Origin of the sequence: Microbacterium pseudoresistens (assembly GCF_013409745.1) — a bacterium.
GTDB lineage: Bacteria > Actinomycetota > Actinomycetes > Actinomycetales > Microbacteriaceae > Microbacterium > Microbacterium pseudoresistens.
In genome coordinates, this window is sequence record NZ_JACCBH010000001.1 from 1,540,713 (window position 1) to 1,566,061 (window position 25,349).

Sequence of the window (25,349 nt, forward strand, 5' to 3'; positions counted from 1 at the left end):
GGCTCAGCCGTCGAGCGCGTCGACGACGAGGTCGACCGTCTGCACGCGGCCCGGGGCGCGGTCGCGGGGCTCGGCGTCGAACGACCCGGCGACGGGCGAGATCATGATCTCGTCGACCCCGTGCCGTTCGGCGAAGGCGCGCAGCTCTGCCGCGACCGTCTCGCCGGTGCCGACGAGCCAGCGCGCGCGGGCGGCGTCCATGATCTGCCGCTCCTGCGCATCCGGGTTCTCCTGCAGCGCGGCCCGCGCCTCCTCGACGGTCTCCAGCGCGACGAGCGGGCGGTTCAGTCGCAGCCGGGCCATCATCCGCAGCTGCGGCAGTGCGCGCTGCTCGGCCTCCTCGGCCGTGGGCGCGGCGACGGCGTTCACGGTGACGAAGGTCAGTGGATGCGGATGCGCCTCGGTCGGCTGGAACCCGCCGCGGTACAGCTCGAGCGCCCGCTCCAGCCCCGCGCCGGAGAAGTGGTTGGCGAAGACGTAGGGCAGGCCGAGCGAGGCGGCCAGCTGCGCGGAGTAGTCGCTGGAGCCGAGCAGCCACACCTCGGCGGTGCCGGTCGCGGCGGGGGTCGCGTGCACGGAGTAGGTGCCGCCGCTGGTGAACTCCACCGTCGCGCCCTCGGCCGATAGGAGCATCCCGATGTCCTGAACGTGCGAAGGGAAACGCTCCACGTCGCCCGCCGCGCCGGATGCCCGCAGCAGCTGGGTGATGACGGGATCGCTGCCCGGCGCCCGGCCGATGCCGAGGTCGATCCGGCCAGGGGCCAGCGCCTCGAGTGCGGCGAACTGCTCGGCCACGATGAGCGGGGCGTGGTTGGGCAGCATGACGCCGCCCGAGCCCACCCGGATGCGCTTCGTGCGCGCCGCCGCCGCGGCGATGAGTACGGGCGGGGCGGTGGAGGCGACGGCCGGCATGTTGTGGTGCTCGGCGAACCAGTAGCGGCGCAGCCCCCGTTCGTCGGCGCGATGCACGAGGTCGAGCGAGGCGGCCACGGCCTCGGTGCTGGTCTGCCCTGTGCGCACGGGCACGAGGTCGAGGACGGAGAGTGCGGGAGTCATCCTCATCGCCAACGCCTCGCGAGCGCCGCAGATTCCCGGGCCATGTCCGATTCCCGCTGATCCCGCCGTGGGAAGGTCACGGTTCTGTACCCTTTTCGACATGGATGTCGAGTTCTTCTATGTGATCGTCGGCGCCGTCGCGGTCTCCGCCTTCGCACGATGGAGAGGCTGGCCCGCACCCCTGCTGGTCACCCTCGTCGCCCTGCTGGCCTCGTTCCTGCCCTTCATCCACGAGATCACCATCGACGGCCACGTGCTGCTGAACCTCGTCCTCCCGCCGCTGCTGTATTCCGCGGCGCTGGATGTCTCGTTCGTCAACTTCAAGCGCAGCATGCCGCAGATCCGTCGGCTCGGCATCGGCCTCGTGCTCGTGACCACCGTCGCCGCGGGCCTGGTGGCATGGTGGATCATGCCCGAGCTCACCCTCCCGGGCGCCCTGCTGCTCGGGGCGATCGTGGCGCCGCCCGACGCGGTCTCGGCGGCCGCCATCGGACGCAAGCTCGGTCTTCCGCGCCGCATCATGACGGTGCTGTCGGGGGAGAGCCTCATCAACGACGCCACCTCGCTGACCCTGTATCGGGTGTTCGCGTCGATCGTCGCGGGCGCCGCGCTGACCGTGTGGGACGGCGTGTGGCAGTTCGCGCTCGCCGTGGGTGTGGGCGTCATCGTCGGTCTCGTCTTCGGCGCCGCCGTGCATCAGCTGCGCATCCGGGTGTCCGATCCCGTCGTCATCAGCGCGGTCGGGCTGCTCGCGCCCTTCGGCGCCTACGCCATCTCGGAGCACCTGCAGGGCTCGGGCGTGCTCACCGTCGTCGCCATGGGGCTGTATGTCGGGTTCCACTCCCCGCGCACCACGTACACGACACGCCAGCAGGAGGGGCCGATCTGGCTGTCGGCGGACTTCCTGCTCGAGGCGTACGTATTCGCGTACATCGGCCTGCAGTTCACCCGGGTGCTGCGCGATCTGGGCAGCGAATCCGTGCTCGACGTGCTCAGCCTCGCCGGCGCCGTGCTGCTGGTGGTGCTGTTCGTGCGACCGCTGTTCATCTTCCCCTCCGAGGCGTGGGGGCGCATGTGGGCCGGGCGCAAGAGACGGCTGTGGGAGCGGGGGCTCGAGAGCGGGCGTATCGCGGCGATGGCCGCGCGCGGGTCGGATGACCCGCGCCGCCGTACGCCGCCGATGACCATGGCGGAGTACGACCGGCAGGCGGGCCCCGTGCTCAGCTGGCGCGACAAGGCCGTGATCTCATGGTCGGGCATGCGGGGTGTGGTCACGCTGGCGACGGCGCTCGCCGCCGCCGACCTCGCCGCGCTGGATGCCGAGGCTTCGCACGCGATCGTGATCGCGGCGTTCATGGTGACCGTCGCGACCCTCATGCTGCAGGGGCTCACTCTGCCCTGGCTCATCCGCATGCTGGGGCTCGCCGACGACACGACGGAGGACGAGGAGGACGAGCGGGAGCTCGCCGCCGTCCGCGCGCGCACGAAGGAGGCCGGCAAGGACTACCTGCGCACCAAGCGCGATGAGTGGATCGAGAAGCACGGCCGCGAGGAGATCGAACAGTTCGACGTGTTCATCCGTCGTCTGCTGCGCGTCGAGTCGGGCACCGACAAGGCGCAGGAGGCGCAGGATTCGCTGGATCCCCGCAAGCACCAGCGCGAGTTCGCCGAGTACATGGAGCACCTGTCGAAGGGGTGGATCGAGGTGCGCCGCGAGCTGCTGATCGCCGAGCGCGACGCGGGCACCCTGAACGAAGAGGTGATGCGCGAGCTCATCGACGCGATGGATGCCGAAGAGCTCGCCCTCGACACCCGCGGCGCCTTCCGCGGCGGCTCGCGCGTGTAGGCGGATCGTGGCGGGATGCGCTACGCGAGGGCGTCGACGACGGGCCGGAATTTCACCCGGGTCTCCAGCAGCTCCGATTCCGGATGGCTGCCTGCGACGATGCCCGCGCCCGCATACGCGGTGACGGGGATCGTGTCGGAGTACTCCGCGTGCCGTCGTGCGGGCGGCGCGCCGATCTGCGCGCAGCGCAGCGCGATCGCCCACTCGCCCCCGCCGTCGGCGTCGAGCCAGCCCACCGGCCCCGCATAGCGGCCGCGGTCGAAGGGCTCGATGCGGTGGATCGCCTCGATCGCCGCATCCGTCGGAGTGCCGGCCACGGCGGCGGTCGGATGCAGGGTGCCGACGAGGTCGAGCACCGTCGATCCGTCGGACAGCTCGCCCTCCACGTCCGTGGCGAGGTGGAACAGGTTCGGCAGCCTCAGCGTGAACGGCTGCTCGCTGGCCGCCAGTGCGCGGGTGTGCGTGCGCAGCGCCGACAGCACGCTCTGCACGGCGTACTGGTGCTCGTCGAGGTCTTTAGTGCTCGAGGCGAGGTCGGCGGATGCCGCCGTGTCGCCGTCGGGATCGGCGCCGCGGGCGGTCGTGCCGGCGAGCACGCGCGCCGTGACGCGGCCGCCGCGGCTCGTGACGAGGGTCTCGGGGCTCGCGCCGATGAGCCCGTCGACGGCGAAGGTCCACGTGTCGGGGTAGTCGCTGGACAGCGCGCGGGCGAGCCGGCGCACATCCGCCCCCGCCGGGATCGTGCCGGTGAGGTCGCGGGCGAGTACGACCTTGCTGTAGGCGCCGCCGGCGATCTCGTCGAGCGCGCGCCGCACGGCATCCTGGTAGCCCTCGGCGGTCTGCGCGCCGGGGCCGAGCGTGCCCGCCCAGTGCGGCCCGTACGGCAGGGGCACGGCTTCCGGTGTGGGCAGGTCGTGGTCGCCGCGGATGCGGGTGATCCATGAGCGGCCCTCGTGGCGGCCGATGACCGCCCGCGGCACGAGGATGACGCTCTCGCGCACCGAGCGCTCGTCGAACACGAGTGCGCCGAAACCTACCAGTCCCGTACCCGGTAGGCGGACCGGATCGTCGATCTCGGCCTCGGCGACGAGCGCGCGCCAGGCGTCTGCGGCCGCAGCGGTGCGCGTGCCGGCAGGCGAGGGCTCGGGCATCGCGGGAACGCGGATCTCGCGCATCGTTCCCGGTCCGGGCACGCCGGCGCCGATCGCGACGATGCCGTCTCCGCGTCGCAGCCAGGCCAGCGGGGCGTCGGGATCGGCGTAGGCCAGGAGGTCTTCGACGGGGTCGATCTCGCGGGTCTCCACGACCAATCTGCTCACCCGTCCAGCCTAATCCGTGCGGCCGGCGGGGACTCATCGTGTACCGGTCGCGAGACCACCTCGCGAAGGATGCGGGCGAACTCTCGAGCGGCGGGAGAGGTGGCCCGATCCGGCACCGACACGAGCCCGAGTGGGCGCTCGGCAAGCGGTTCGGTGAGCGTGGCGGATTCGAGGTCTGCGAACTTCATCAGCGGAATGACGAACTCTGGAGCGGCAGCGACACCGAGCCCAGCCGCGACGAGACCCGCAACGACGGCGATGTTCTGGGCCTCGATCGTGGTGGAAATCGACAAGCCCAGGTCGGTGAGCACGCGATCTGTGCGCGTGCGGATGCTGCTGGAGGCGCCGAACATGGCCACGGGTTGGTCGGCGAACTCCTGCCATGTCACCTCCGAACGTTCGTGGAACGGATGATCCTCGCGGAACACGACCCGGAAGCGGTCACTGGTCAGCGGTGTGAAAGTCACACCCTCGGGGAGCCAGTCATCCGTTGTCAGGGCGTAGTCCACTTCGCCCGCGAGGAGTCGATCGATCGCGACATGGGCGAGGGTGTCGTCGACGGACAGGGCGATGCCGGGTCTCTCGGACTGGAGTCGCGCGACGAGTGGGGGCAGCAGTATCGCGGCGACGGATGGGAGGGCTGCCACACGGACCGAACCGCTCAGCCCCTGGCGGAAAAGCGCAAACTCGTTGAGAGTCCGTCGATGCGTTGCGAGGAGCCGCTTCGCCAGGCGGACGAACTCGACGCCCTCCGGCGTGAGGTCGACGGCCCGGGTCGTGCGGGTGAACAGTCGCGTGCCCAGACGCCGCTCGGTCTCATTGATGGCCCGGCTGAGCGCGCTTTGCGACAGATGCATCTCGAGAGCGGCGTTTGTGAAGCTGCGCCGTTCGGCGACTTCAAGCACATAGGAGAACTCGCGAAGGGTGAGGTCTGCCGTGAGGTTGTCACCTGCGACCTCGAGCGAATCATTCATGAGTCTCAAGCATATATTCATGTGGATTATGCCGTGCGGATGCGTGTATCCAATTTCTAGCGTGGGAGGTGTCGTCAACGGAGACAGGAGCCTGATGCCCGATCACGAGCCCGCGGACTTTCGCCCACTCGAAGGCATCCGCATCATCGACTTCACGCGACTCCTGGCAGGCCCGTACGCGACGATGACGCTGGCCGAGCTGGGCGCAGATGTGATCAAGGTCGAGATGCCCGGAGTCGGCGATGAGACTCGCACCTGGGGCCCGCCCTTCGTCGCCGGCTCCAGCGCGTATTTCCACGCGGTGAATCGCGGCAAGCGAAGCGTCGCGCTCGACCTCGCTGCGGCTGACGGGCGTGAATGCGCGGATGCGCTCATCGCGACCGCCGATGTCGTGCTCGAGAACTTTCGCCCCGGGGTGGCAGACCGACTCGGGATCGGTGCAGTGTCGGCGGAGAGAAGTATTCCCGAGAGAACTATTCGCGCTCAGCAGGCCATACCGGAGCTAGATGAGCTCGCTCACCAGCTGCTCGATGCGGCCACGGATATCGTCGCGGATGGGACGCACGGAGTCGATGCCCTGACCTGCCGGGTCGTCAAGCTCCCAGTCCTCGTAGCGCTTCCCCGGGAAGAACGGGCAGGCATCGCCGCAGCCCATCGTGATCACGACGTCAGAGGCCTGCACAGCTTCGGTGGTGAGCACCTTGGGGGCTTCGGCGGTGATGTCGATGCCAAGTTCGGCCATCGCGTCGACCGCGACGGGGTTGATCTGGTCGGCGGGCATGGAGCCGGCGGAGCGGACCTCGATGCGGTCGCCGGCGATGTCGCGGAGGAATCCGGCGGCCATCTGCGAGCGGCCGGCGTTGTGGACGCAGACGAACAGGACGGAAGGCTTAGCGGTGTCGGTCATGGTGGCTCCAGGTTTTGAGAAGTGGTCAGTTGAGAAGATCGTCAACGAGAGTGCGGACGCGGGCGGCGATGTCGTCTCGGATGGCTCCGACGCCTTCGCGGGACGCAAGTGCTGGGTCTCCGACGGCCCAGTCGTCGTAGCGGATGCCGGGCATGATCGGGCAGACATCGCCGCACCCCATGGTGATCACGACATCGGCCGCGCGGACAGCATCGTCGGTGAGGGGCTTCGGGAACCGCTCGGCGGCGTCATCGCCCTCGATCTCGGCGAGCAGGGATCGAACGTGCGGGTGGATGACGTCTGCGGGGCTGGATCCTGCCGAGCGGGCGATGACCTTGCCGTCAGCGATCTGGTTGACGAGGGCGGCGGCGAGCTGTGAGCGGCCGGCGTTCGCAACGCAGACGAACAGCACTTGCGGGACTGCCGTGTCACGGTCTCGGGTGAGATCGCTCAGCCGCTGACGCGCGAAACGCTCCGTGAGCGGGATCAGTGCTGAGGTCACACGCGCGGTGCGAGCGAGGGCGGTGTATGACTCCCGCACGATGGTCAGGACAGTCGCTGAGTCAAGTTCCGGGATCTCGGCGGCCAGCTCGTCGGCGAGATGAGTGACGCGGGCGTCGAAGTCTGGTCGGCGTGCCTCATCAGCGGCATCGTCCGCCCAGGGTGCGGCGACGGTGGCGGGTGCGAAGGAGTCGAGCAGTGCGGTGACCGCGCGGCGACGGTTCGGGTTGATTTTGTACCAGACCCAGGTGCCGCGACGCTCGGACGTCAGCACATCGACATCCTTGAGGACCTTGAGATGGTGCGACACGGTCGGCTGGGACACCTCGGCGAGCTCGGCGAGGTCGCAGACGCAGGATTCCCCGCGGGGGTCTGAGGCGATCGCGGACAGCATCCGCAGTCGCAGTGGGTCCGACAGCGCCTTCAGCGTGGACGCCACCGATGACGCCGCGTCCTGGCCGATCGCGTGCGTGCTGACAGGACTGCACGTCTCCTCAGCGGTCAATGTAACATTCATGATGGCAACCTTTCACCCGAGTACGGGTCAGTGTGGAACCATTTCCGGGCCGTCCAGAGCGACACGTAGACCAGCCCGACGAGGACCGGCACCTCGATGAGAGGTCCGACAACGCCGGCGAGGGCCTGGCCGGACGCAGCGCCGAAGGTCCCGATGGCCACCGCGATCGCGAGCTCGAAGTTGTTGCCGGCGGCGGTGAAAGCCAGGGTCGACGATCGGGCGTAGCCGAGGCCGAGGGCCTTGCCCGACAGCAGCCCAACGAACCACATCACGGCGAAGTAGACCAGTAGCGGCAGCGCGATCCTGGCCACGTCGAGCGGGCGGGACGTCACCTGCTCGCCCTGCAAGGCGAACAGCAGCACGATGGTGAACAGCAACCCATAGAGGGCCCAAGGCCCGATCTTCGGGAGGAACTTCTCCTCGTACCAGTCGCGCCCCTTGCGGCGTTCACCGATGAAGCGGGATGCGAATCCCGCCAGCAGCGGGACTCCGAGGAAGATGAGCACGTTGAGGGCGATCGCTCCCACGGAGAAGTCCAGCCCCTGGGTATCCAGCCCCAGCCATCCAGGGAGCACGGTGAGGTAGAACCACCCGAGCAGCGAGAAAGCCACGACCTGGAAGACCGAGTTGACCGCGACGAGCACGGCTGCCGCTTCCCGGTCGCCGCAGGCCAGGTCGTTCCAGATGACGACCATCGCGATGCACCGCGCGAGTCCGACGATGATGAGACCGGTCCGGTACTCCGGCAGGTCGGGCAGGAACATCCACGCGAGGGCGAACATCAGCGCGGGGCCGATCAGCCAGTTCAGCACGAGCGAGGAGATGAGCAGCTTCTTGTCGCCCGTGACCGCCGCGACCTTGTCGTAGCGAACCTTCGCGAGCACCGGGTACATCATCACCAGCAGACCAAGGGCGATCGGGATCGAGATCCCACCCACTTCGAGGCTCGCGAGCAGCGGAGAGACGCCGGGGATGAATCGGCCAAGGAGGATGCCGGCGACCATCGCCAGGCCGATCCACAGGGGTAGCCAGCGGTCCAGGGTGGACAGCCGACGTGTCGTTGAGGTCGGCGCGGGAGCGGTTGCGGTACTCATGCGAGCAGCGCCTCCATCTTCTCGGCGATGACGGGCCTCGGGTGGGCACCGATGAGCATGTCGGTGCGGACACCGTTCTTGTAGAAACCGAGGGTGGGGATCGAGGTGACGCCCGCAGCTGTCACCGTCTCCGGGTTCTGGTCGGCGTCGAGCTTGACGATCTTGATCCGGCCGTCGTACTCGGCGGCGAGCTGGTCCAGCAGCGGTGCGATCTGCTTGCACGGGCCGCACCAGGTGGCCCAGATGTCTACGACGACGGGGAGGTCCGCATCGAGGACTTCGGTCTGGAAGGTGGCGTCGGTGACAGGTGTGGGGGCGCTCATGCGAACACTTCCTCGGTCTTGAGGTCGATCGTGGTGCTCTCGTCCAGAGCGGACAGGTAGTGCTGGGCGTCCTGCGCTGCCGCGCATCCGGTGCCCGCAGCGGTGATGGCCTGCCGGTAGGTGTGGTCGACGAGGTCGCCGGCCGCGAACACTCCGGGGAGGTTCGTGCGGGTGGAGGGATGGTCGACGAGCACGTATCCGTCGGCATCCGTGTCGATGATCCCGGTGACCAGTTCGGAGCGCGGGTCGTGCCCGATGGCGACGAAGACGCCGGTCGCCGAAAGCTCGCGTTCTGCTCCGGTGACGGTGTCGCGGAGGGCGACCGCGTGCACCTTCTCGGCGCCGATGATCTCGGCGACCTCACTGTTCCAGGCCACCTCGATCTTCGGGTGATCCAGCACCCGCTGCGCCATGATCTTCGAGGCGCGGAACTCTTCGCGGCGGTGCACGACGGTGACCTTCGATGCGAAGCGCGTCAGGAACAGTGCTTCCTCCATCGCGGAGTCGCCGCCGCCGACGACGACGATCTCCTGCTCGCGGAAGAAGAATCCATCGCACGTCGCGCACCACGAGAGACCGTGGCCGGTCAGCCGCTCTTCCTCGGGCAGTCCGAGCTTGCGGTAGGCGGACCCCATCGTGAGGATGACGGCGCGGGCGCGGAACGTCTCACCAGCGCCGGTCTCGATGACCTTGATCGGGCCGTCGAGCTCGACACGGATGGCGTCGTCGAGCAGGATGCGTGCTCCGAAGCGCTCGGCCTGCGCACGCATCGACTCCATCAGTTCGGGGCCCTGCACACCGTCGACGAACCCGGGGAAGTTCTCCACCTCGGTCGTCGTCATCAGAGCGCCACCCGCAGTCACGGAACCCGCGAGCACGACCGGCTCGAGTCCCGCACGAGCGGCATAGACCGCAGCGGTGTACCCGGCAGGTCCGGAACCGACGATGACCAGCTCAACCTCTTGAATCGACATGCGTCTATATTGACATTCATCGATACCGAATGCAACCATGCTGAAGAAGAGTTCACCTGCCCGTCACCCGGCGAGCCGATCATGCCAATGCAGCACCCCTTTCCCTCCTCCGAGAAAGCCTCGAAATGACGACCCAACCCAAGACTGTCCTGTTCATCTGCACTCACAACGCGGGGCGTTCGCAGCTGGGCGCCCACCTGCTCACCCAAGTCGGAGACAAGTGCCTGGTGGCTATGAGCGCGGGCATCAGCCCGGCCGAGGCGATCAACCCGGCGATCGCGGCATCGCTGCAGGAACTCGGCATCGACACGAGCGCCGCACATCCGCGTGCGGTGACGGCCGGAGATCTCGACGCCGCCGATGTCGTGGTGCTGATGAAGCCGGGCCTGTCGCTACCAGGCCCAGTGCGCGGAGAACTCGTCGAATGGTCGTTCCCTGATCCATCGAACTGGGAAGCCGACGGAGTGCGCGAGCTACGCGATGCCGTCAATGAGAGCGTGCGCGGGCTCGCTGCGCGTCTCACGGACTGAGGACACGAAGGGCTGGGTCCTCCTCGCCTGGACCCACCCCTTCGAGACCTGACGATCAGCCGACGGTGACGGGACGCAATCCGATCTGCACCAAGGCCGGAGCTGGGGCCGCACAGCAGCTTCCCGCGTTGTCATCGAAGTCGCCCGAACCGCCACACACGCCGGTACCCGGCAGGACGAGTTCGTTGCGCGCGGCGGCCTCGTGATCTCCGGCGAGATGCGCGGTGACACTGCGCACCTGCTCGTATCCCGTCAGGGCGAGGAACGTCGGTGCACGGCCGTAGGACTTCACCCCAACGATGAAGAAGCCATGTTCGGGCTGCGCGAGCTGCTTGGCGCCTGTTGCCGACACCGAACCGCAGGAATGGATGTTCGGGTCGATCTCGGAGGCGATGCCGGCGACCGCATCAAAAGCAGGATCAAGGTCAGTGCGCACCTCGCGCAGCATCTCCGTGTCCGGCCGGAACCCGGTGAGAGCGAAGACATGCGCGACGTCGGTGACCGCAGCACCATCTTCGGCGACGATCGTCAGCGACTTACTATCTTGGCGGAACTCGGCGACGCGGAATCCGGTCACGAGGTTCACCAGACCCTCATCGATCATCTTGCGGGCTCGAGAGCCGAGCGCGGCGCGCTCTGGGAGTTCATCGCCGAGCCCACCACCGAAGACGTTCGTAGCGCTCCCGCGACGCAGCACCCATGTCACCCGCGTCCCGGGTGACCGCCGGGCCAGTTCACTCAATCGGAGCACGGCGTGGGTAGCGGAGTGCCCCGCCCCCACGACCACAACATGCGACCCGGCGAATTCAGACACGTCATCGGGGATGCGATACGAGATCGACGCCGACGCCTTTGATTCCCCGAGCGCGGGGAATCCATCGCTACCGGCAGGGTTCGGAAGGCCCCAGGTACCGCTTGCGTCAATGACGGCCCGGGCGCCCAGGCGGGATTCATTGCCGTCCTGGTCCACCGCGTGCACGATGAAGGGCTGGCTCTTGCGTCCGCCGTCGACGACCTTGTCGCGTCCCCGGCGAGAGATGCCGGTCACGGTCGTTGAGTACTTCACCCGCTCTCCCAGAACACCAGCGAGCGGGGCAAGGTAGTTGCTCACCCATTCCGCCCCGGTCGGGTATCCCGAGGTGGGTGCGCTCCAGCCGGTGGGTTCGAGAAGACGTCGTGCGGCGGTGTCCGTCAGCTCCGGCCACGATGAGAAGAGACGCACGTGGCCCCATTCCGATACCGCTGCCGCGGGGCCCTCGCCACGCTCGAGGACAACCACGTCCACGTCGCGTTCGGCAAGGTGCGCCGCTGCGGCAAGCCCTTGTGGACCCGCACCGATGATGACAACAGGAAACTCATCCATCACATCTCCTCAAATCGAAGTTCTTCAATACGAAACTGTTACGCATCTATCGAAGAATGTCAATACGTGCCGGACTAGACCCGTGAGCCTGCCAACCACCATCGAAGCGACCGCCTGCTGCGTGCCACGCATCACCTCCGCGCTCACCGCTGAAGATGCGGAGCGGGTGTCACGGGTGTTTAAGGCCCTAGGCGATCCGACCCGCGTCAGACTGTTGTCCCTCATTGCGGCCGGCGCGGGCGGCGAAGCATGCATCTGTGACCTCACAGAACCGGTCGGGCTCTCGCAGGGCACGGTCTCGCATCACATGAAGCTCCTGACCGATGCGGGTCTGGTCACTCGGGAGCAACGAGGCAAGTGGGCGTACTTCGCACTCAACGACGGCGCGCTGGATGCGGCCGCCGACGCACTTCGCTCGGTATGACCGCGGTACAAGCACCGCCCCGCCTGGGTGGACGGCTCGCGGCGCTGTCCATAGGGCAGGTCATCAGCTGGGGCATCCTGTTCTACGCACTCATCGTCGCGTCCCCTGCGATCGCGGCCGACACAAGCTGGCCCGTTGCACTGGTGACCCTGTCATTCTCGTCAGGCCTGATCGCGTCCGCGGCTGCGGGGGTATTCGTCGGCCGGTGGCTCGATGAGCGCGGCCCGCGACTCATCATGACCATCGGCAGCATCGTCGGTCCCGCCGGACTCCTCGTCGTCGTGATTGCACCGAACCTCGGGGTGTTCACGGTCGGGTGGGTCATCGCGGGCATCGCGCAGTCGGCCGTGCTCTATCAGGCGGCGTTCACCGTCATCGCCCGCAGGTACGGGGCGCGCCGCCGCGGCGCGATGACGATCCTGACCCTGGCCGGCGGCCTCGCCTCCACGGTGTTCGCCCCGATCGTTGCCGGACTTCTCACGGTCACGGATTGGCGGACCACGTTCCTGCTTCTCGCCGTGTTCCTGTTCTTCACCACGGTGCCTCTGCACTGGTTCGGCCTCGAGCGCACCTGGACCCCCATCGCTCATGACGACAGCGTCCAGGTTCACACCGTGAGCACGGTCGTTCGCACCGGGCGCTTCTGGATGCTGGAACTGTCCATGCTCGCCCTGGCGGCAGCTCTCTTCAGCGTCACTCTCGCCCTCATCCCGCTGTTCATGGAGAAGGGCCTGACCTACGAACTCGCCGCCTGGGCACTAGGACTTCTTGGGGCAGGACAGGTCATCGGACGACTTCTCTACGTCGCCATTCCGCACACTGCCGCGCCTTGGATTCCCCTCGCGGCCACCGCTGGACTGAGCGTCGCATTCCTCGCCCTCCTCGCTCTCGTCCCCGGCCCGCCATGGCTGCTCATCTCCATCGGAATCGCCGCCGGTGCCGTCCGCGGCGCACAAACCCTTGTGCAGGGCTCAGCCGTCGCAGACCGATGGGGCACCCACAACTACGGCGCCATCAACGGCGTCTTCGCCGCCCCCATCACCCTCATCAGTGCGATCGGCCCCGCCATCGGGCCACTGCTCGCAGTCGCGACCGGCTCCTACTCGGCCATGGCGCTCATCGCCGTCGCCCTCGCTGCGCTCTCGCTCGTCTTCGCCCGGTTCTCCTGACGCGGTAACTCAGGAGAGTTCTTCCACGCTCGTTCACCTCACGTTCACATAGATGACCTTCTATGAATACGTCGGATAGACAACCATCTATTTGAGGCGGTCCACTGGCTGCCTGACACGTATCTGAGATGAAGGAAGCAATCGTGCGAAAGACCACAGCAAAGATCTTCGCGTCGACGGCGCTGGTCGTCATCGGCGCGCTCACGCTGAGCGCCTGCGGGGGACAACCCGCGGAGGGTGACTCCGGCGGATCGGGCGGCTCCGCAAGCGGATTGTCCGGTTCGGTGACCACCGACGGTTCGTCGACCGTTGCCCCGCTCACCGAGGCGGCAGCAGACCTGTTCGGCGACGAGGAGTCCGGTGTGAACGTCTCCGTCGCCACGTCTGGCACCGGCGGCGGGTTCAAGTCTTTTTGCGCCGACGAGACTGACATCTCCAACGCGTCCCGTCCGATCAAGGACGAAGAGGCTGCGGAGTGCGAGGCGGCGGGTGTCGAGTACACCGAGATCGTCGCCGCGAACGACGGGCTCTCGGTGATCATCAACCCGGAGAACGACTGGGCTGAGGACCTCACCGTCGAGCAGCTCAACACCATCTGGGGCCCGGAAGCCGAGGGTGAGATCACCAACTGGAACCAGGTCGACTCGAGCTTCCCCGACCAGGCCATCACGCTGTTCGGTGCGGGAACAGACTCCGGCACGTTCGACTACTTCACCGACGCGATCAACGGTGAAGAGGGCGCGATTCGCACCGACTACAGCCCGTCGGAGGACGACAACATCACCGTCCAGGGCGTCTCGGGCGACGTCGGCGCGATCGGCTTCCTTGGCCTGAGCTACGTCGAAGAGAACGAGGGCGTCATCAAGGCCGCCATGATCGACGGTGTGATGCCGAGCACGGAGACCGTTCAGGACGGCACCTACACGCCGCTGGGGCGTCCGCTGTTCATCTACGTCAACAACGCCTCCTACGTTGAGAAGGAACAGGTGAAGGCGTTCGTCGACTTCTACGTCGCGAACTCGCTCGACATCGCCGAGCGTGCTCTGTTCGTCCCCCTCACCGAGGAGCAGGTCACCACGGCCTCGGACGAGCTCGCCTCACTCGGCTGATCCGCCCGCTCACGACGCCTCCCATGACCACCGTCACTGAGCGGACAGGGGGGCCGGCCACTGGTCGGGCCCCCTCCCCCTCCACATCATTCGCCGGACGCCGCCGGCCTGGTGAGTTCCTCATCAAGCTCGGGCTGCGCGTGGCCGCCGGCATCACTGTCATCACGACGGTCGGCATCCTCATCGCGCTGCTGATTCCGTCGCTGAGCTTCTTCGCCGAAGTGCCCGTGCTCGAGTTTCTCTTCGGTACACGCTGGGCACCGCGGTTCGCGGACGCCTCGTTTGGCGTTCTGCCCCTGGTCACCGCAACACTCTGGACGACGGTGATCGCTCTCCTGGTCGCGGTGCCGTTCGGTCTCGGCGCCGCGATCCTCCTCGCGGAGTACGCCAAACCCCGCGTCCGCAAGATCCTCAAGCCGCTGTTGGAGATCCTCGCCGGCATCCCGACCGTCGTCTACGGGTTCTTCGCCCTTCAGTTCGTCCAGGGCACGGTCCTCCGCGACTGGCTTCAACTGCCCACTGGCGCGTTCAGCGTTCTCGCCGCTGGCCTTGTGATGGGCGTCATGATCATTCCCACCATCGCCTCGATCGCCGAAGATGCCATGTCTGCCGTTCCCAGCGCGCTCCGACAGGGAAGCGCCGCCCTCGGCGCCAACCGCATGCAGACCACTCTCCGCGTTGTCTTCCCCGCAGCGCTGTCAGGCATCGTCGCCGCCGTCGTCCTGGGGATCTCCCGCGCGGTCGGAGAGACGATGATCGTTGCGATCGCCGCCGGCAGCCAGGCACAGATGGTGAGCAACCCGCTCGAGCAGGGACAGACGATGACCGGCTTCATCGCGAACGCCGCCCTGGGCGACTCCCGCGTCGGAAGCCTGGAATACAACACGCTCTTTGCCGTCGGGCTGCTGCTGTTCCTCATCACGCTGCTCATCAATTTCATCAGCATCCGCTTCGTGCGTCGATTCCGGGAGGCCTATTGATGTCCGCGCCGACAACCACCCCGCCCCGCGTAATCCACGCATCACGCCCGCTCGCGACCGGGCGAAACGGTGAGATGCGCCCCACTGCGCTTTTGTTCCTCCTGCTGCTGTGGTTCTCGCTGTTCGTCGCGTTCGCGGTGCTCATCACGCTGCTGGTGACCATCTTCCTCACCGGACAGAACAAGCTCTCCTGGAACCTCATAACGAACTTCCCTTCCGCCGACCCCGAGGAAGCCGGAGCTCGCCCCGCCATCCTCGGTTCCGTCTGGGCGATCGGCACCACCGCCGTGCTGACTTTGCCCCTGGGCATCGCCGCCGCGGTACACCTGGAGGAGTTTGCCGACCGGAAACGCTGGTTCAACAAGTTCGTCGAACTCAACGTGCAGAACCTCGCCGCCGTCCCGTCCATCGTCTACGGCCTACTGGCCCTCGCATTCCTGTCGATGTTGGGCGTGACCAACAAGAACATCGTCATCGGCGGGGCGCTCGCACTGACCCTGCTCATCCTGCCGGTCATCATCATCGCCACCAGAGAAGCCCTCCGTGCCGTGCCCCGCGAGATCCGCGACGGCTCTCTGGCACTGGGGGCGACGCCGTGGCAGACAACGTGGCGGCAGGTGCTCCCCGCATCCGTCCCCGGCATCGCCACAGGGTCGATCCTCGCCCTGTCCCGCGCCCTGGGCGAGGCCGCACCGCTGCTCGTCCTCGGCGCCCTTGTGTACATCACCTTCGATCCGAACGGGCTCCTCAGTGGATACACCACCTTGCCGATTCAGATCTTCAACTGGACCGGGCGACCACAAGAGGGATTCCACGAACTCGCCGGCGCGACCAGCATCCTTCTGCTCGCCGTTCTCATCCTGATGAACGCCCTCGCCATCTTCATCCGCAACAAGTTCCAGAAACGGTGGTAACCATGAGCACCTCCACAGACAGCTCGGCAGCACACACTCACTTCCACGCCGCCAACTCACGCCGCGTCGCCGAAACCCCCAGCGGACTCATTCGCTGCGAGGACGTCAACGTCTACTACGGCGACTTCCGTGCCGTCACCGGCGTGAACCTCGAATTCGGCCGCAACGAGATCACCGCTCTCATCGGTCCCTCCGGATGCGGCAAATCCACCCTCCTGCGTTCCCTGAATCGCATGAACGACCTCATCGACGGTGCCCACGTCGAGGGCAACGTCCTCTTCCAGGAGGAGAACATCTACGCAAAGGGTGTCGATCCGATCGAAGTCCGCCGACGCATCGGCATGGTCTTCCAGAAGCCGAACCCGTTCCCGAAGTCGATCTACGACAACATCGCCTACGGCCCCAGGGTCACGGGGATGAAGGTCGACAACATGGACGACCTCGTCGAGGAAGCGCTGACACGTTCGGCCCTCTGGGGAGAGGTCAAGGACAAACTCAAGCAATCGGCGTTCGGTCTCTCGGGCGGTCAACAGCAGCGCCTGTGCATTGCCCGGACCATCGCCGTACAGCCCGACGTGATCCTCATGGACGAGCCGTGTTCTGCTCTCGATCCGATCGCCACCTCACGGATCGAAGACCTGATGCACGAACTGCGCCAGGACTATACGATCATCATCGTCACCCACAACATGCAGCAGGCCGCACGCGTGGCTGATCGCACCGCATTCTTCACTGCCCTCGCCGATGACACCACCGGCGACCGCACGGGCGTGCTGGTCGAATACGACCTCAACAAGAACATCTTCGAGCAGCCGCAAGACCAGCGCACCGAGGACTACATCAGCGGACGATTCGGATGAGCGACATCCCCCGGGCCGGCAACGCCCGATTCGTCGTACACGGCAACAGCACCGATATTCTCCGGGGCAGCTTCGCCGAATTCCGCCACGCGGGAGTGCCGATCACAATCCACCCAGAGATCGTCGGCGCCCTCGCCGATCTCGCTCACGATGACGATGCCTCGCTCATCCTCGCAGGCGGCGAAGCCTTCGAGCAGCTCAGCGCCATCCTCCAGATCGCCCAGCCCGTATGCGGCGGCTCCATCTTTCTCGGTGTTTCCGATACCACCGCGACGGCGACGATAGCCGGCGCGATGACAGCGGGAGTGCGCGGCACGGTCCGGCTGCCGATGAGCCCGCAACGACTGCGGGAAGTCGCCCGCCTGCACCCGCGGACCGGCCCGATCGAGCGCATCCTCACCATCGGAGAACTGACCCTCGACGTCCCGCACCGCAGTCTTCGATGGCGAGACCAGTCGCTGCTCCTGCCCGCGCGGGAGTTCGAGCTCCTGCACCAGATCATTCGTGCGTACCCGGAGAGTGTGAGCATCGACACCCTCGCGCTCGCCTTCGGTTCCGACCTGGAAGACCCTCATGCTTCGGTGCGGGTAGCGATGACGAAACTGCGTGCACGGCTGGCGGCGTTCGCCCCCGCACAAGCACTCATCGAGACCGTGCGGGTGGCAGGTTACCGGCTCGCGTCCTGAGGCTCGACCCCGAGTTCAACCAGCAGGTCCAGAACACGGGAGCGAATGTCGTCACGCACATCCCGGAGACCAGCGTCATCAAGCTCAAGCGGATCCGGAAGATCCCACTCCATGTACCGACGCCCCGGAAACACCGGACACGCGTCGCCGCACCCCATCGTGATGACATAGTCGGCGGCGCGCACGACGTCATCGGTCAGCGGCTTCGGGAACTCGCCCCACAACTCCACGCCCGCTTCCAACAACGCCGCAGCTACGCGAGGATGCGCGGCCTCGGCCGGTGATGAACCCGCCGTCCGAACGTGCACCTTCCCGCTGGAGAGGTGACGTAAGAATGCTCCGGCCATCTGCGAGCGGCCGGCATTCTGCACGCAGACGAACAGCACCTCCGGTGTATCTCGGAGTAGCAACCCCTGCGCTGTCGCAAGAGCCTCCAGCCGGTCAGCGGCATAACGCTCCGTCATCGTCAGAAGGTGCTCGCGGACGCGTGCCCGCTGACTCAACAGCAGATAGCTCTGCGCAACATAGCTCGCCACCGTCTCGGGGCTGAACGTGGAACTGAACCGGTACGCCAGATCCGCAACGATCGTCATCACTCCCTGCGGGAGATCCGTGACCGACGGGGTAGCCGGCTCAGTCTGCAGCGACTCACTCGACAGCAGTCGCCCAAATCGGACCCAGGTATCGACGGTCGGAGTCATTCGCCCCTCGTCGTCGCGTACCAGCGCCGTCATGAGAAGGGAGTGCAGCGCAGCGTCGACCACTGCCTGCTTCATTCCTAATTTCGCGGGGATCGACGCCGCAGGAACGTCGGACGCGAGAGCGCTGAGGACACGAAGGATGTCGGGGTTGCCCAGGACCGATACCTGCGCGGCCCGATCGCGCGCGGCGCGCTCATCGAGCGGCTTGCCCACTCGATGGCGCGCGTTGTCGCTCACTGCAGGAAGTCCTCGATCGCACCGCGTCGAGCGGGATCAACCGATAGCCAGCCAAGCTTCCCGTCCTGCTGACGCGTGATGAATCCGTCATCGAGCAGTATCCGGACGTGATGAGTCACCGTCGGCTGCCGCAGCCCCAGGGCATCGGCCAGCTGGCTCACCGTGGCACGCTCATCGAGGGAGCCAAGGATGATGCTCAGGATCTGAAGCCGAGTCGGATCAGCCACCGCTCGAAGCGTGCGCGCCAAATCTTCCGCGACACCACGATCCAGGGCGCCACCTATCTGAGGCTTGGACTTCGGAAGCGACGACATCAAGCCGAGTCTACGTCCAACTCGCTGTCACAAAGCAGCGCCCATCTCCCACCCTGAGGGGTGCATTCGATGTGGCCACTACTCTGCTTTCCTTGGGCCGATCACCCACCAGGGTTTGAGATCTCAACTGCGCAGCTCTGGATAGTTCGACCAGGTACCGCCTGATTTCCTCTTGCGGCGGTCGGCCGTGTGGCCGCCGATGCCGATGACGTCAGCGATGACGGCGGACGGCATTCGCATCGACAGGAGGTTCATCCGGGTCTCACGCGACACCCGTGCGCGGATCCCAAGCTCAGCGAGGCGAAGCCGGATGTAGGCAGCCGTCATGTGCGTGCCCGGAGATAACCCCTCGAACAGCCAGCCTGATGCCCCTGCGGCATACCCTCTTCTTGGTTCCGCCGAGACTTGTCGGCGAACGAGATCGCCGACCACGTCATCGAGCACGATGGGGGGTGGCTCCGAACCGTACCGTCACCCGTTCTGGTGAGACGTTGATCTGATCGCGCGTCAGGCTGACGGCGCGACCGAGTAGTTGGGCGTAGAGGAGCACGAACAGCCCGGCGACGCGCACTTCCAGCTCCACGCTCTCGTCCGTGAGGAGAAGATCAGTGGCACGCCACAGTTCCTCTTCGGTCATCGTCGTCATCGTGTTTCGAGCAGCGCGGGCGTGAGTGGTCAGGTCGCCAGTCAGCCGCGATTTCGTCGCCCACCGGACGAAGTGATCCACCGGCTCCCGGGTCTTGATGCGGGCGGTGTAGTGGTCAAGTGTGCGCTGGTCGAGGTCTCCGAGGAGCGTCCCTCTGGCATCCATCCAGACCAGGAATCGCACGACAGCGGCGAGATGGCCGCGCTGGCCGATGACGGCCTCCATGGACAGATCTCGGCCGCGATCTCGGTAGCGTCGATGCAGTTTGGGCAGGATGTCCCACCTATAGAAGCGGCGGAGTTTGTTCCCCGACGCGGGCTCGAGCGCGCCCGCCAACGCGGCAACGTGCAATGTGAGCTCGTGCTGCAGTACATGGATCTGGGGCAGCACGCCGGCTTCGATGAGCAGGCGTCGGAAGTAGCGAGTCGCCGCTCCTTGCGTTAGTAGATCAAGAGCCGAGTGGTCAACATCGAGTGCGCCGGTAGCCATGCCCTTCAGCGTCGCTGCGACGTGTGGACGGCGCAGCCAGCTGACCACCGAGCGGGGGTCCATCGGAGCATTCGCGAGGTGCGCACGAAGTCGGGTTAGCTCCACAGGGGCCGACCCATCGGCGCCGATAAGGTCATCGAGCCGCACCTGCAAGCGGCACCGTCCGCAATGGGTCCCGGTCAGGAACTCCTCGCTACCGCATGTGCGGCACGCGAACCTCGGTGGGTGACCCGCGCAGGTCGCGCACGTGATCGCACCCTCCTCGGTGAGGAAAGCGAGCACCCGGATGTCCCCGCACTGCGGGCATTCGGCCGGGTTTCGTCGGAGCGTGCTGTAGCAGACGTTGCAGATTCTCCCGCCGAGCAGAGAGTACAGCCCTATAGCCGAGCGTCCGCAACGGTCGCAGGTCCGCAGAGGCGCTGCCGCCTTCATCGGTTGGAATCGCGAGGACGATGAAGCCGTGCGCGCACAGGGCGCAGATCCCCAATCGCGGTGTCGCGCCCGCGCGCAGTGCCCGTCTTGTCGGCGGAGAGAAGCATTCGCGGAGGCACTATTCACGACCTTTGGTGGTCTGACGTCACGGCGCGGACGAGAACACTTCATCCGGGCCCGGTGTCAGGAGAGTCGGGCCCGAATTCCCGCCTCGATCTGAGACTCTGACGGCAACCCCGCAAGCCCCGTCTCGGTCGCATAAACCCGACACGCAATATTCGTCGTCTGCCCCGCAGACGGCACCACGTCCTCTCCGTCGACGAGGACCGTCGGCGACCCCGCGAACCCGACGGCAGCAGCATCCACCAGCGTCTCCACGAGCACGAACTCCACCGGCACATCCGGCAGGCCGAGCCTGCCCAGCACCGCCTGGACACGATCGCCCGTGGTCTCCCAATTCGGGCACTCATCGATATGAACAACCTGGATCTTCACCCGACCATTCTCCACCCGATCCCGGGACAGGTGGTCCTGAATCGAACCGACACCCGGTCCTGAACCGAGTTGACATAGCCAGCTGTTGGAATCGATTGTTCTCTGTGCATGCCGAACGTCAGATAGGTCATTGGTCCCTGTATAGTCATGTCGATGCCCTCAGCGGTGTATGCCGCACGGTGTCTGCGTCTCTTGCCGCGATGCCCATGCCCCAGCGACAACCACGCCCCGATCTGGAGCCCTCCATGAAGACCCCAGTCAAGGTCACTCTCGTCACCGTTGCCGTCCTCATTGCCCTCGCTATCGTGGCGCTCATCGTCGTCATGATGACCCGCCCCGACGCTCCCGACGCCGGCGCGGAAGGAACCCTGCCGGGCACCCGCGCGGACTCGCATGTCCTCGACGACGCCGGACCGGACGCTCCCACCCTGGTGGAGTTCCTCGACTTCGAATGCGAAGCGTGCGGGGCGTTCTATCCCGTCGTCGAGCAGATCCGTGAAGAGTATGCGGGCGAGATCAACTATGTCGTCCGTTACTACCCGCTCCCCGGACACTTCAACTCTATGAACGCGGCCCTGGCTGCGGAGGCTGCGGCCGAACAGGGGAAGTTCGAGGAGATGTATCAGCGTCTGTTCGAAACCCAGGCCCAGTGGGGCGAATTGCAGACCTCGCGAGCCGACCTCTTCCGCACCTTCGCGGAAGACTTGGGGCTCGACATGAACGCCTACGATGTCGCCGTCGCCGGCCCCGTCACCAGGGAGAGAGTCGAAGCTGACTTCAACGACGGACAGTATCTCGGCATCAGCGGCACACCCACCTTCTTCCTTGACGGCGAGAAGCTCGAACTTACACAGCTCAGCGACCTAACCGACGCCCTCGATGAGGCGACAGGACGATAACCTGGAGAGCCTTGCGCTCTCGAGTCTGACCGCATGCGCCTACCTGGCGCTGAGCCCCGATCACGCCGCACCCGCGCGCAGCAAGGGCGGCTGAAGGCGAGGATGCGCTTCGCGTATATCGAGACAGCAGTTTCTAATAGGTCAGCGGGTACTGTATAGTTCAGTGCATGCTGACTATTGCTTCACGTCTCGACGTCATGAACCGGCTCGGCCGGGCCATGGCCGACCCGACGCGTTCCCGGATCCTGATGACCCTCCTCGGCGGCCCGAGCTACCCGGCGGTGCTCTCCCGCGAGCTGGAGCTGACGCGCTCGAACGTGTCCAACCACCTCACCTGCCTCCGCGACTGCGGAATCGTGGTCGCCGAGCCCGAGGGGCGGCAGACGCGGTATGAGATCGCCGACCCGCACCTCGCGGCGGCGCTCGTCGCGCTGGTGGATGTGACGCTGGCTGTCGACGAGAATGCGCCGTGCGTGGACTCTTCGTGCACGGTCCCGGGCTGCTGCGGAGCGGGGGCTGACGCGTGAGCGCGGCGTGCGGCTGCGAGCACGAGCCTGTCGCTGCGGCGGACGATGAGACAGAAGAGGCGGAGCGGCCCTGGTGGAGGGACCGCGGGATCATGGTGCCGGTCTTCTCCGGCGTCGCATTCCTTACCGGTCTGATCCTCGAGTGGTCCGGCCTTGAGATCCCGGCGCTCGTGCTGTTCTGGATCGGCCTTCTGCTGGGAGCGTCGACGTTCACTCCCGGCGCGATCCGGAAGCTGTTCAAGGGCAAGCTCGGGATCGGGCTGCTGATGACGATCAGCGCGATCGGCGCAGTCATCCTCGGCTACGTGGAGGAGGCCGCGGCTCTGGCGTTCCTGTACTCGATCGCCGAGGCGCTCGAGGACAAGGCGATGGACCGCGCCCGGGGCGGCCTGCGGGCGCTGCTGAAGCTCGTGCCGGAGACAGCGACAGTGCTGCAGAGCGGCGTCGCTGCGCAGGTGCCGGCCAGAGCGTTGACGGTCGGCCAGGTCATGGTGGTCCGCCCGGGCGAACGGATCGCAACCGACGGGATCGTCCTCTCTGGCCGCTCAAGCCTGGACACCTCGGCGATCACCGGGGAGTCGATCCCCGTCGAGGTCGAGCCCGGGGACGCGGTGTCGGCCGGCGCGATCAACAGCTCCGGCGTGCTGGAGGTCGAGGCGACCGCGGCCGGTACCGATAACTCGCTTACGACGATCGTGGAGTTGGTCGAGAAAGCGCAGACGGAGAAGGGCGAGCGTGCGCGTCTCGCGGACCGGATCGCCCGCCCGCTCGTACCCGGTGTGCTGATTCTCGCAGCGCTCGTCGCGATCATTGGGTCACTGCTGGGCGACCCGGAGGTATGGATCACTCGTGCGCTCGTCGTGCTGGTAGCGGCCTCTCCGTGCGCGCTGGCGATCTCGGTGCCGCTGACAGTCGTCGCCGCGATCGGCGCGGCGAGCAAGTTCGGCGTGATCATCAAGTCCGGCGCGGTGTTCGAGCGCTTCGGCACAGTCCGGCACGTTGCCGTCGACAAGACCGGCACCCTCACCCGCAACGAGCCCGCAGTCGCCGCCGTGCTCACCGCGAACGGCGTGACCGAGGCGCAGGCGCTGGCGTGGGCGGCCGCGTTGGAGCAGCACAGCACGCATCCTCTCGCCTCGGCGATCACCGCTGCGGCCCCGGGTGTTCCCGCAGCTGCGGACGTGACCGAGCAGGCCGGGCACGGCATCCAGGGCACCGTCGACGGCGCTCATATCACGGTCGGCAGCCCCCGCTGGCTCGACGCGGGCGAACTCGGTGACCGGGTCGCGGGCCTGGAAGAACAGGGCATGACCGTCGTGATCGTCCACCGCGACGGAGTGCCGGCCGCCGCGATCGGCGTCCGCGACGAGTTGCGTCCCGAAGTCCCCGAGGTCGTCCGCACGCTCGCGGACCAGGGTATCGACGTGACGATGCTCACCGGCGACAACGCCCGGACCGCTCGTGCACTGGCGGCGCAGGCCGGGATCAGCGACGTGCGTGCGGAGCTGCGTCCCGAGGACAAGGCGGCGGCGATCGGCGAGTTGTCGAAGGCGGGATCGGTCGCGATGATCGGTGACGGCATCAACGACGCCCCGGCCCTGGCGTCCGCGGACATCGGCATCGCGATGGGCGCGACCGGCTCCGACGCAGCGATCGAGTCCGCCGACGTGGCCTTCACCGGTCATGATCTGCGCCTCATCCCGCGGGCGTTCGATCACGCCCGCCGCGGTCGACGGATCATCAACCAGAACATCATCCTGTCGCTGCTGATCATCACCGCGCTGCTCCCGCTCGCGCTCTTCGGCGTGCTGGGGCTCGCGGCCGTCGTGCTGGTCCACGAGGTTGCGGAGGTCATCGTTATCCTCAACGGCCTGCGTGCCGCGAGCACCCGCACGCCACGGTTGGAGAGCTGATGCTCGCGACCATCGGTTCAGCGATCGGTCTGTTCGCGGCGACCAACATCGACGACATCGTCGTGCTCACGGTGCTGTTCCTCGCCTCCAGCCGGGGGAAGCCGCGGCCGTGGCAGATCGTCGCGGGTCAGTATCTCGGGTTCATCACCCTCGTCGTGATCAGCGTGGTCGCCGCGCTGGGTCTCACGATCGTTCCGGACGAATGGGTGGGCTTCCTCGGTCTCATCCCGCTCGGCATCGGCATCTGGACGCTCATTCGCGGCCTGCGCCGCAACGGCGACGATGATGACGACGACAAGATCACCGCGGTCGGCCTGTGGGGCGTCGCGGGGATCACGATCGCCAACGGTGCGGATAACATCTCCCTGTACACGCCGATCTTCCGCACCAGTACGCCCGGCGACGTCGTGATCATGATCGTCGTGTTCCTGATCCTCGTCGCCGTCTGGTGCGCGGCCGGTCGACTGATCGGAACACACAAGGCGGTCACCGAGACGCTCGAACGCGTCGAGCACTGGCTCGTCCCGGTCGTGTTCATCGGCCTGGGCCTGTTCATCCTCGTTGAATCCGGCGTCATCGTTCGTCTGTTCGAGGTCCTCGCATGACCCCCGACACGAACGCCGACGTTGAGTCGGCGTCGGAAGAGCGTCCGCAGAGGGGGCGCTGGCGGCTCACGGCCTGGGCGCTCCTGATCGCTGTGGTCGTCGTCTTCATCGATCAGGGGACGAAGGCATGGGCCGAGGCAACTCTGTCGGAGTATGAGCGCATCCCGCTGATCGGCGACCTGCTGGGCATGCAGCTCGCGTACAACCCTGGGGCGGCGTTCTCCTTCGGCGAGGGCTCTACCTGGGTGTTCGCGCTCATCGCCGTCGCGGCCACTGTGACCGCGATCGTGTTCGCGTTCCGGGTCCGACGCCCTGGGTGGGCGGTCGTGATCGGTGCGCTCGGCGGGGCCGCTGCTTCGCATGCCGGTGACCGGCTTTTCCGCCAACCAGGATTCGCCCGGGGTCACGTCGTGGACTTCCTCGCCTACGGCAACTGGTTCATCGGGAACGTCGCCGACATCGTGATCGTCACCGCCGCGATTGCCGGAGCGCTCCTGATGCTCCGCGACGGCAAGTAGCGACAGAGAGGTAAGGCTCGCTGATCG

General features: G+C 66.6%; 28 protein-coding genes and 1 pseudogene. 15 read left to right on the forward strand and 14 right to left on the reverse strand.

From position 1 onward, the window contains the following. Nucleotides 1-3: 3 nt before the first annotated feature. On the reverse strand, nucleotides 4-1,062 hold the full coding sequence (locus tag BKA02_RS07605) for an LLM class flavin-dependent oxidoreductase (protein WP_179432786.1): 1,059 nt from the start codon (nucleotides 1,060-1,062) through the stop codon (nucleotides 4-6). 94 nt (nucleotides 1,063-1,156) lie between these two features. Between BKA02_RS07605 and BKA02_RS07610 the strand changes: the two genes are divergently transcribed. Then, entirely contained in the window at nucleotides 1,157-2,902 is a 1,746-nt protein-coding gene (locus BKA02_RS07610) for a cation:proton antiporter (RefSeq protein ID WP_179432788.1), read from the forward strand. Nucleotides 2,903-2,922: 20 nt separating this feature from the next. On the opposite strand, the gene BKA02_RS07615 is transcribed toward BKA02_RS07610, so the two are convergent. Both BKA02_RS07615 and BKA02_RS07620 read right to left on the reverse strand, forming a co-directional pair. Further along, nucleotides 2,923-4,221: an isochorismate synthase gene (locus BKA02_RS07615; protein WP_179432790.1), complete on the reverse strand. Its 1,299-nt coding sequence runs from the start codon at nucleotides 4,219-4,221 to the stop codon at nucleotides 2,923-2,925. Beyond that, on the reverse strand, nucleotides 4,218-5,195 hold the full coding sequence (locus BKA02_RS07620; protein WP_179432792.1) for a LysR family transcriptional regulator: 978 nt from the start codon (nucleotides 5,193-5,195) through the stop codon (nucleotides 4,218-4,220). Before BKA02_RS07620 ends, BKA02_RS07615 begins: the two co-directional genes overlap by 4 nt. 94 nt (nucleotides 5,196-5,289) lie before the next feature. Between BKA02_RS07620 and BKA02_RS14500 the strand changes: the two are divergent. Beyond that, nucleotides 5,290-5,637, forward strand: a pseudogene (locus tag BKA02_RS14500) (CoA transferase); the annotation flags it as partial. Nucleotides 5,638-5,697: 60 nt separating this feature from the next. Here the strand turns inward: BKA02_RS14500 and BKA02_RS07630 are convergent. Genes BKA02_RS07630 through trxB form a run of 5 tightly spaced genes read right to left on the reverse strand, consistent with a single transcriptional unit; the run spans nucleotide 5,698 to nucleotide 9,511 of the window. Further along, nucleotides 5,698-6,102 carry an arsenate reductase ArsC gene (locus tag BKA02_RS07630; protein WP_179432794.1) on the reverse strand — a complete coding sequence of 135 codons (405 nt, stop codon included), beginning with the start codon at nucleotides 6,100-6,102 and terminating at the stop codon, nucleotides 5,698-5,700. A gap of 25 nt (nucleotides 6,103-6,127) precedes the next feature. Next, nucleotides 6,128-7,120, reverse strand: coding sequence for a metalloregulator ArsR/SmtB family transcription factor (locus tag BKA02_RS07635; RefSeq protein WP_179432796.1), 993 nt, complete (start codon nucleotides 7,118-7,120; stop codon nucleotides 6,128-6,130). After that, entirely contained in the window at nucleotides 7,117-8,214 is a 1,098-nt protein-coding gene (gene arsB, locus BKA02_RS07640) for an ACR3 family arsenite efflux transporter (RefSeq protein ID WP_179432798.1), read from the reverse strand. Before arsB ends, BKA02_RS07635 begins: the two co-directional genes overlap by 4 nt. Further along, nucleotides 8,211-8,537: a thioredoxin gene (gene trxA / locus BKA02_RS07645; RefSeq protein ID WP_179432800.1), complete on the reverse strand. Its 327-nt coding sequence runs from the start codon at nucleotides 8,535-8,537 to the stop codon at nucleotides 8,211-8,213. The genes arsB and trxA overlap by 4 nt, the downstream gene beginning before the upstream one ends. Beyond that, nucleotides 8,534-9,511: a thioredoxin-disulfide reductase gene (gene trxB, locus BKA02_RS07650; protein WP_179432802.1), complete on the reverse strand. Its 978-nt coding sequence runs from the start codon at nucleotides 9,509-9,511 to the stop codon at nucleotides 8,534-8,536. The genes trxA and trxB overlap by 4 nt, the downstream gene beginning before the upstream one ends. A 125-nt stretch (nucleotides 9,512-9,636) precedes the next feature. On the opposite strand from trxB, the gene BKA02_RS07655 reads away from it, so the two are divergent. Next, a complete protein-coding gene (locus BKA02_RS07655) occupies nucleotides 9,637-10,041 on the forward strand; it encodes an arsenate-mycothiol transferase ArsC (RefSeq protein ID WP_179432804.1) in 405 nt (134 codons plus the stop codon). Nucleotides 10,042-10,096: 55 nt separating this feature from the next. Here BKA02_RS07655 and BKA02_RS07660 read toward each other — a convergent pair whose 3' ends face one another. Continuing rightward, nucleotides 10,097-11,404, reverse strand: coding sequence for an FAD-dependent oxidoreductase (locus tag BKA02_RS07660; RefSeq protein ID WP_218844820.1), 1,308 nt, complete (start codon nucleotides 11,402-11,404; stop codon nucleotides 10,097-10,099). Nucleotides 11,405-11,486: 82 nt separating this feature from the next. Here BKA02_RS07660 and BKA02_RS07665 point away from each other — a divergent pair, with 82 nt between their 5' ends. The 7 genes from BKA02_RS07665 (at nucleotide 11,487) to BKA02_RS07695 (ending at nucleotide 17,546) form a co-directional block, all read left to right on the forward strand. Beyond that, entirely contained in the window at nucleotides 11,487-11,828 is a 342-nt protein-coding gene (locus BKA02_RS07665) for an ArsR/SmtB family transcription factor (protein ID WP_300267426.1), read from the forward strand. Further along, a complete protein-coding gene (locus BKA02_RS07670) occupies nucleotides 11,825-12,997 on the forward strand; it encodes an MFS transporter (protein ID WP_179432808.1) in 1,173 nt (390 codons plus the stop codon). Before BKA02_RS07665 ends, BKA02_RS07670 begins: the two co-directional genes overlap by 4 nt. Nucleotides 12,998-13,140: 143 nt before the next feature. After that, nucleotides 13,141-14,106 (forward strand): PstS family phosphate ABC transporter substrate-binding protein, encoded by a 966-nt coding sequence (locus BKA02_RS07675; protein ID WP_343045370.1) that lies wholly within the window; start codon nucleotides 13,141-13,143, stop codon nucleotides 14,104-14,106. Between the two features lie 23 nt (nucleotides 14,107-14,129). Further along, nucleotides 14,130-15,086 carry a phosphate ABC transporter permease subunit PstC gene (gene pstC / locus BKA02_RS07680; protein ID WP_179432812.1) on the forward strand — a complete coding sequence of 319 codons (957 nt, stop codon included), beginning with the start codon at nucleotides 14,130-14,132 and terminating at the stop codon, nucleotides 15,084-15,086. A 74-nt stretch (nucleotides 15,087-15,160) separates the two neighbouring features. Next, on the forward strand, nucleotides 15,161-16,000 hold the full coding sequence (gene pstA, locus BKA02_RS07685; RefSeq protein WP_234001305.1) for a phosphate ABC transporter permease PstA: 840 nt from the start codon (nucleotides 15,161-15,163) through the stop codon (nucleotides 15,998-16,000). Nucleotides 16,001-16,089: 89 nt separating this feature from the next. Next, nucleotides 16,090-16,860, forward strand: coding sequence for a phosphate ABC transporter ATP-binding protein PstB (gene pstB, locus BKA02_RS07690; protein WP_179435318.1), 771 nt, complete (start codon nucleotides 16,090-16,092; stop codon nucleotides 16,858-16,860). Beyond that, nucleotides 16,857-17,546 carry a winged helix-turn-helix domain-containing protein gene (locus BKA02_RS07695; protein WP_179432814.1) on the forward strand — a complete coding sequence of 230 codons (690 nt, stop codon included), beginning with the start codon at nucleotides 16,857-16,859 and terminating at the stop codon, nucleotides 17,544-17,546. The genes pstB and BKA02_RS07695 overlap by 4 nt, the downstream gene beginning before the upstream one ends. On the opposite strand, the gene BKA02_RS14560 is transcribed toward BKA02_RS07695, so the two are convergent. From BKA02_RS14560 to BKA02_RS07720, 5 genes are all read right to left on the reverse strand, one after another. Next, nucleotides 17,528-18,484, reverse strand: coding sequence for an arsenate-mycothiol transferase ArsC (locus tag BKA02_RS14560; protein WP_343045371.1), 957 nt, complete (start codon nucleotides 18,482-18,484; stop codon nucleotides 17,528-17,530). The genes BKA02_RS07695 and BKA02_RS14560 overlap by 19 nt on opposite strands. Then, nucleotides 18,481-18,798, reverse strand: a complete 318-nt coding sequence (locus tag BKA02_RS07705) for an ArsR/SmtB family transcription factor (protein WP_179432816.1) — start codon at nucleotides 18,796-18,798, stop codon at nucleotides 18,481-18,483. The genes BKA02_RS14560 and BKA02_RS07705 overlap by 4 nt, the downstream gene beginning before the upstream one ends. Before the next feature lie 123 nt (nucleotides 18,799-18,921). Next, complete coding sequence (locus tag BKA02_RS07710; protein ID WP_179432818.1) at nucleotides 18,922-19,242, reverse strand: hypothetical protein; 321 nt, start codon at nucleotides 19,240-19,242, stop codon at nucleotides 18,922-18,924. Next, the gene (locus BKA02_RS07715; protein WP_179432820.1) at nucleotides 19,232-19,996 is read right to left on the reverse strand and encodes a hypothetical protein; all 765 of its coding nucleotides are present in this window, start codon (nucleotides 19,994-19,996) and stop codon (nucleotides 19,232-19,234) included. Before BKA02_RS07715 ends, BKA02_RS07710 begins: the two co-directional genes overlap by 11 nt. Nucleotides 19,997-20,548: 552 nt before the next feature. Continuing rightward, nucleotides 20,549-20,860, reverse strand: coding sequence for a DF family (seleno)protein (locus tag BKA02_RS07720; protein ID WP_179432822.1), 312 nt, complete (start codon nucleotides 20,858-20,860; stop codon nucleotides 20,549-20,551). 200 nt (nucleotides 20,861-21,060) lie between these two features. Here BKA02_RS07720 and BKA02_RS07725 point away from each other — a divergent pair, with 200 nt between their 5' ends. The 5 genes from BKA02_RS07725 (at nucleotide 21,061) to BKA02_RS07745 (ending at nucleotide 25,322) form a co-directional block, all read left to right on the forward strand. After that, a complete protein-coding gene (locus BKA02_RS07725) occupies nucleotides 21,061-21,759 on the forward strand; it encodes a DsbA family protein (protein WP_425487510.1) in 699 nt (232 codons plus the stop codon). Nucleotides 21,760-21,926: 167 nt separating this feature from the next. Continuing rightward, nucleotides 21,927-22,286, forward strand: a complete 360-nt coding sequence (cmtR, locus tag BKA02_RS07730) for a Cd(II)/Pb(II)-sensing metalloregulatory transcriptional regulator CmtR (protein WP_179432824.1) — start codon at nucleotides 21,927-21,929, stop codon at nucleotides 22,284-22,286. Further along, the gene (locus BKA02_RS07735; protein WP_179432826.1) at nucleotides 22,283-24,199 is read left to right on the forward strand and encodes a heavy metal translocating P-type ATPase; all 1,917 of its coding nucleotides are present in this window, start codon (nucleotides 22,283-22,285) and stop codon (nucleotides 24,197-24,199) included. Before cmtR ends, BKA02_RS07735 begins: the two co-directional genes overlap by 4 nt. Next, complete coding sequence (locus BKA02_RS07740; protein ID WP_179432828.1) at nucleotides 24,199-24,804, forward strand: cadmium resistance transporter; 606 nt, start codon at nucleotides 24,199-24,201, stop codon at nucleotides 24,802-24,804. The genes BKA02_RS07735 and BKA02_RS07740 overlap by 1 nt, the downstream gene beginning before the upstream one ends. Then, nucleotides 24,801-25,322, forward strand: a complete 522-nt coding sequence (locus BKA02_RS07745) for a signal peptidase II (RefSeq protein ID WP_179432830.1) — start codon at nucleotides 24,801-24,803, stop codon at nucleotides 25,320-25,322. Before BKA02_RS07740 ends, BKA02_RS07745 begins: the two co-directional genes overlap by 4 nt. The last annotated feature ends 27 nt before the right edge of the window (nucleotides 25,323-25,349 follow it).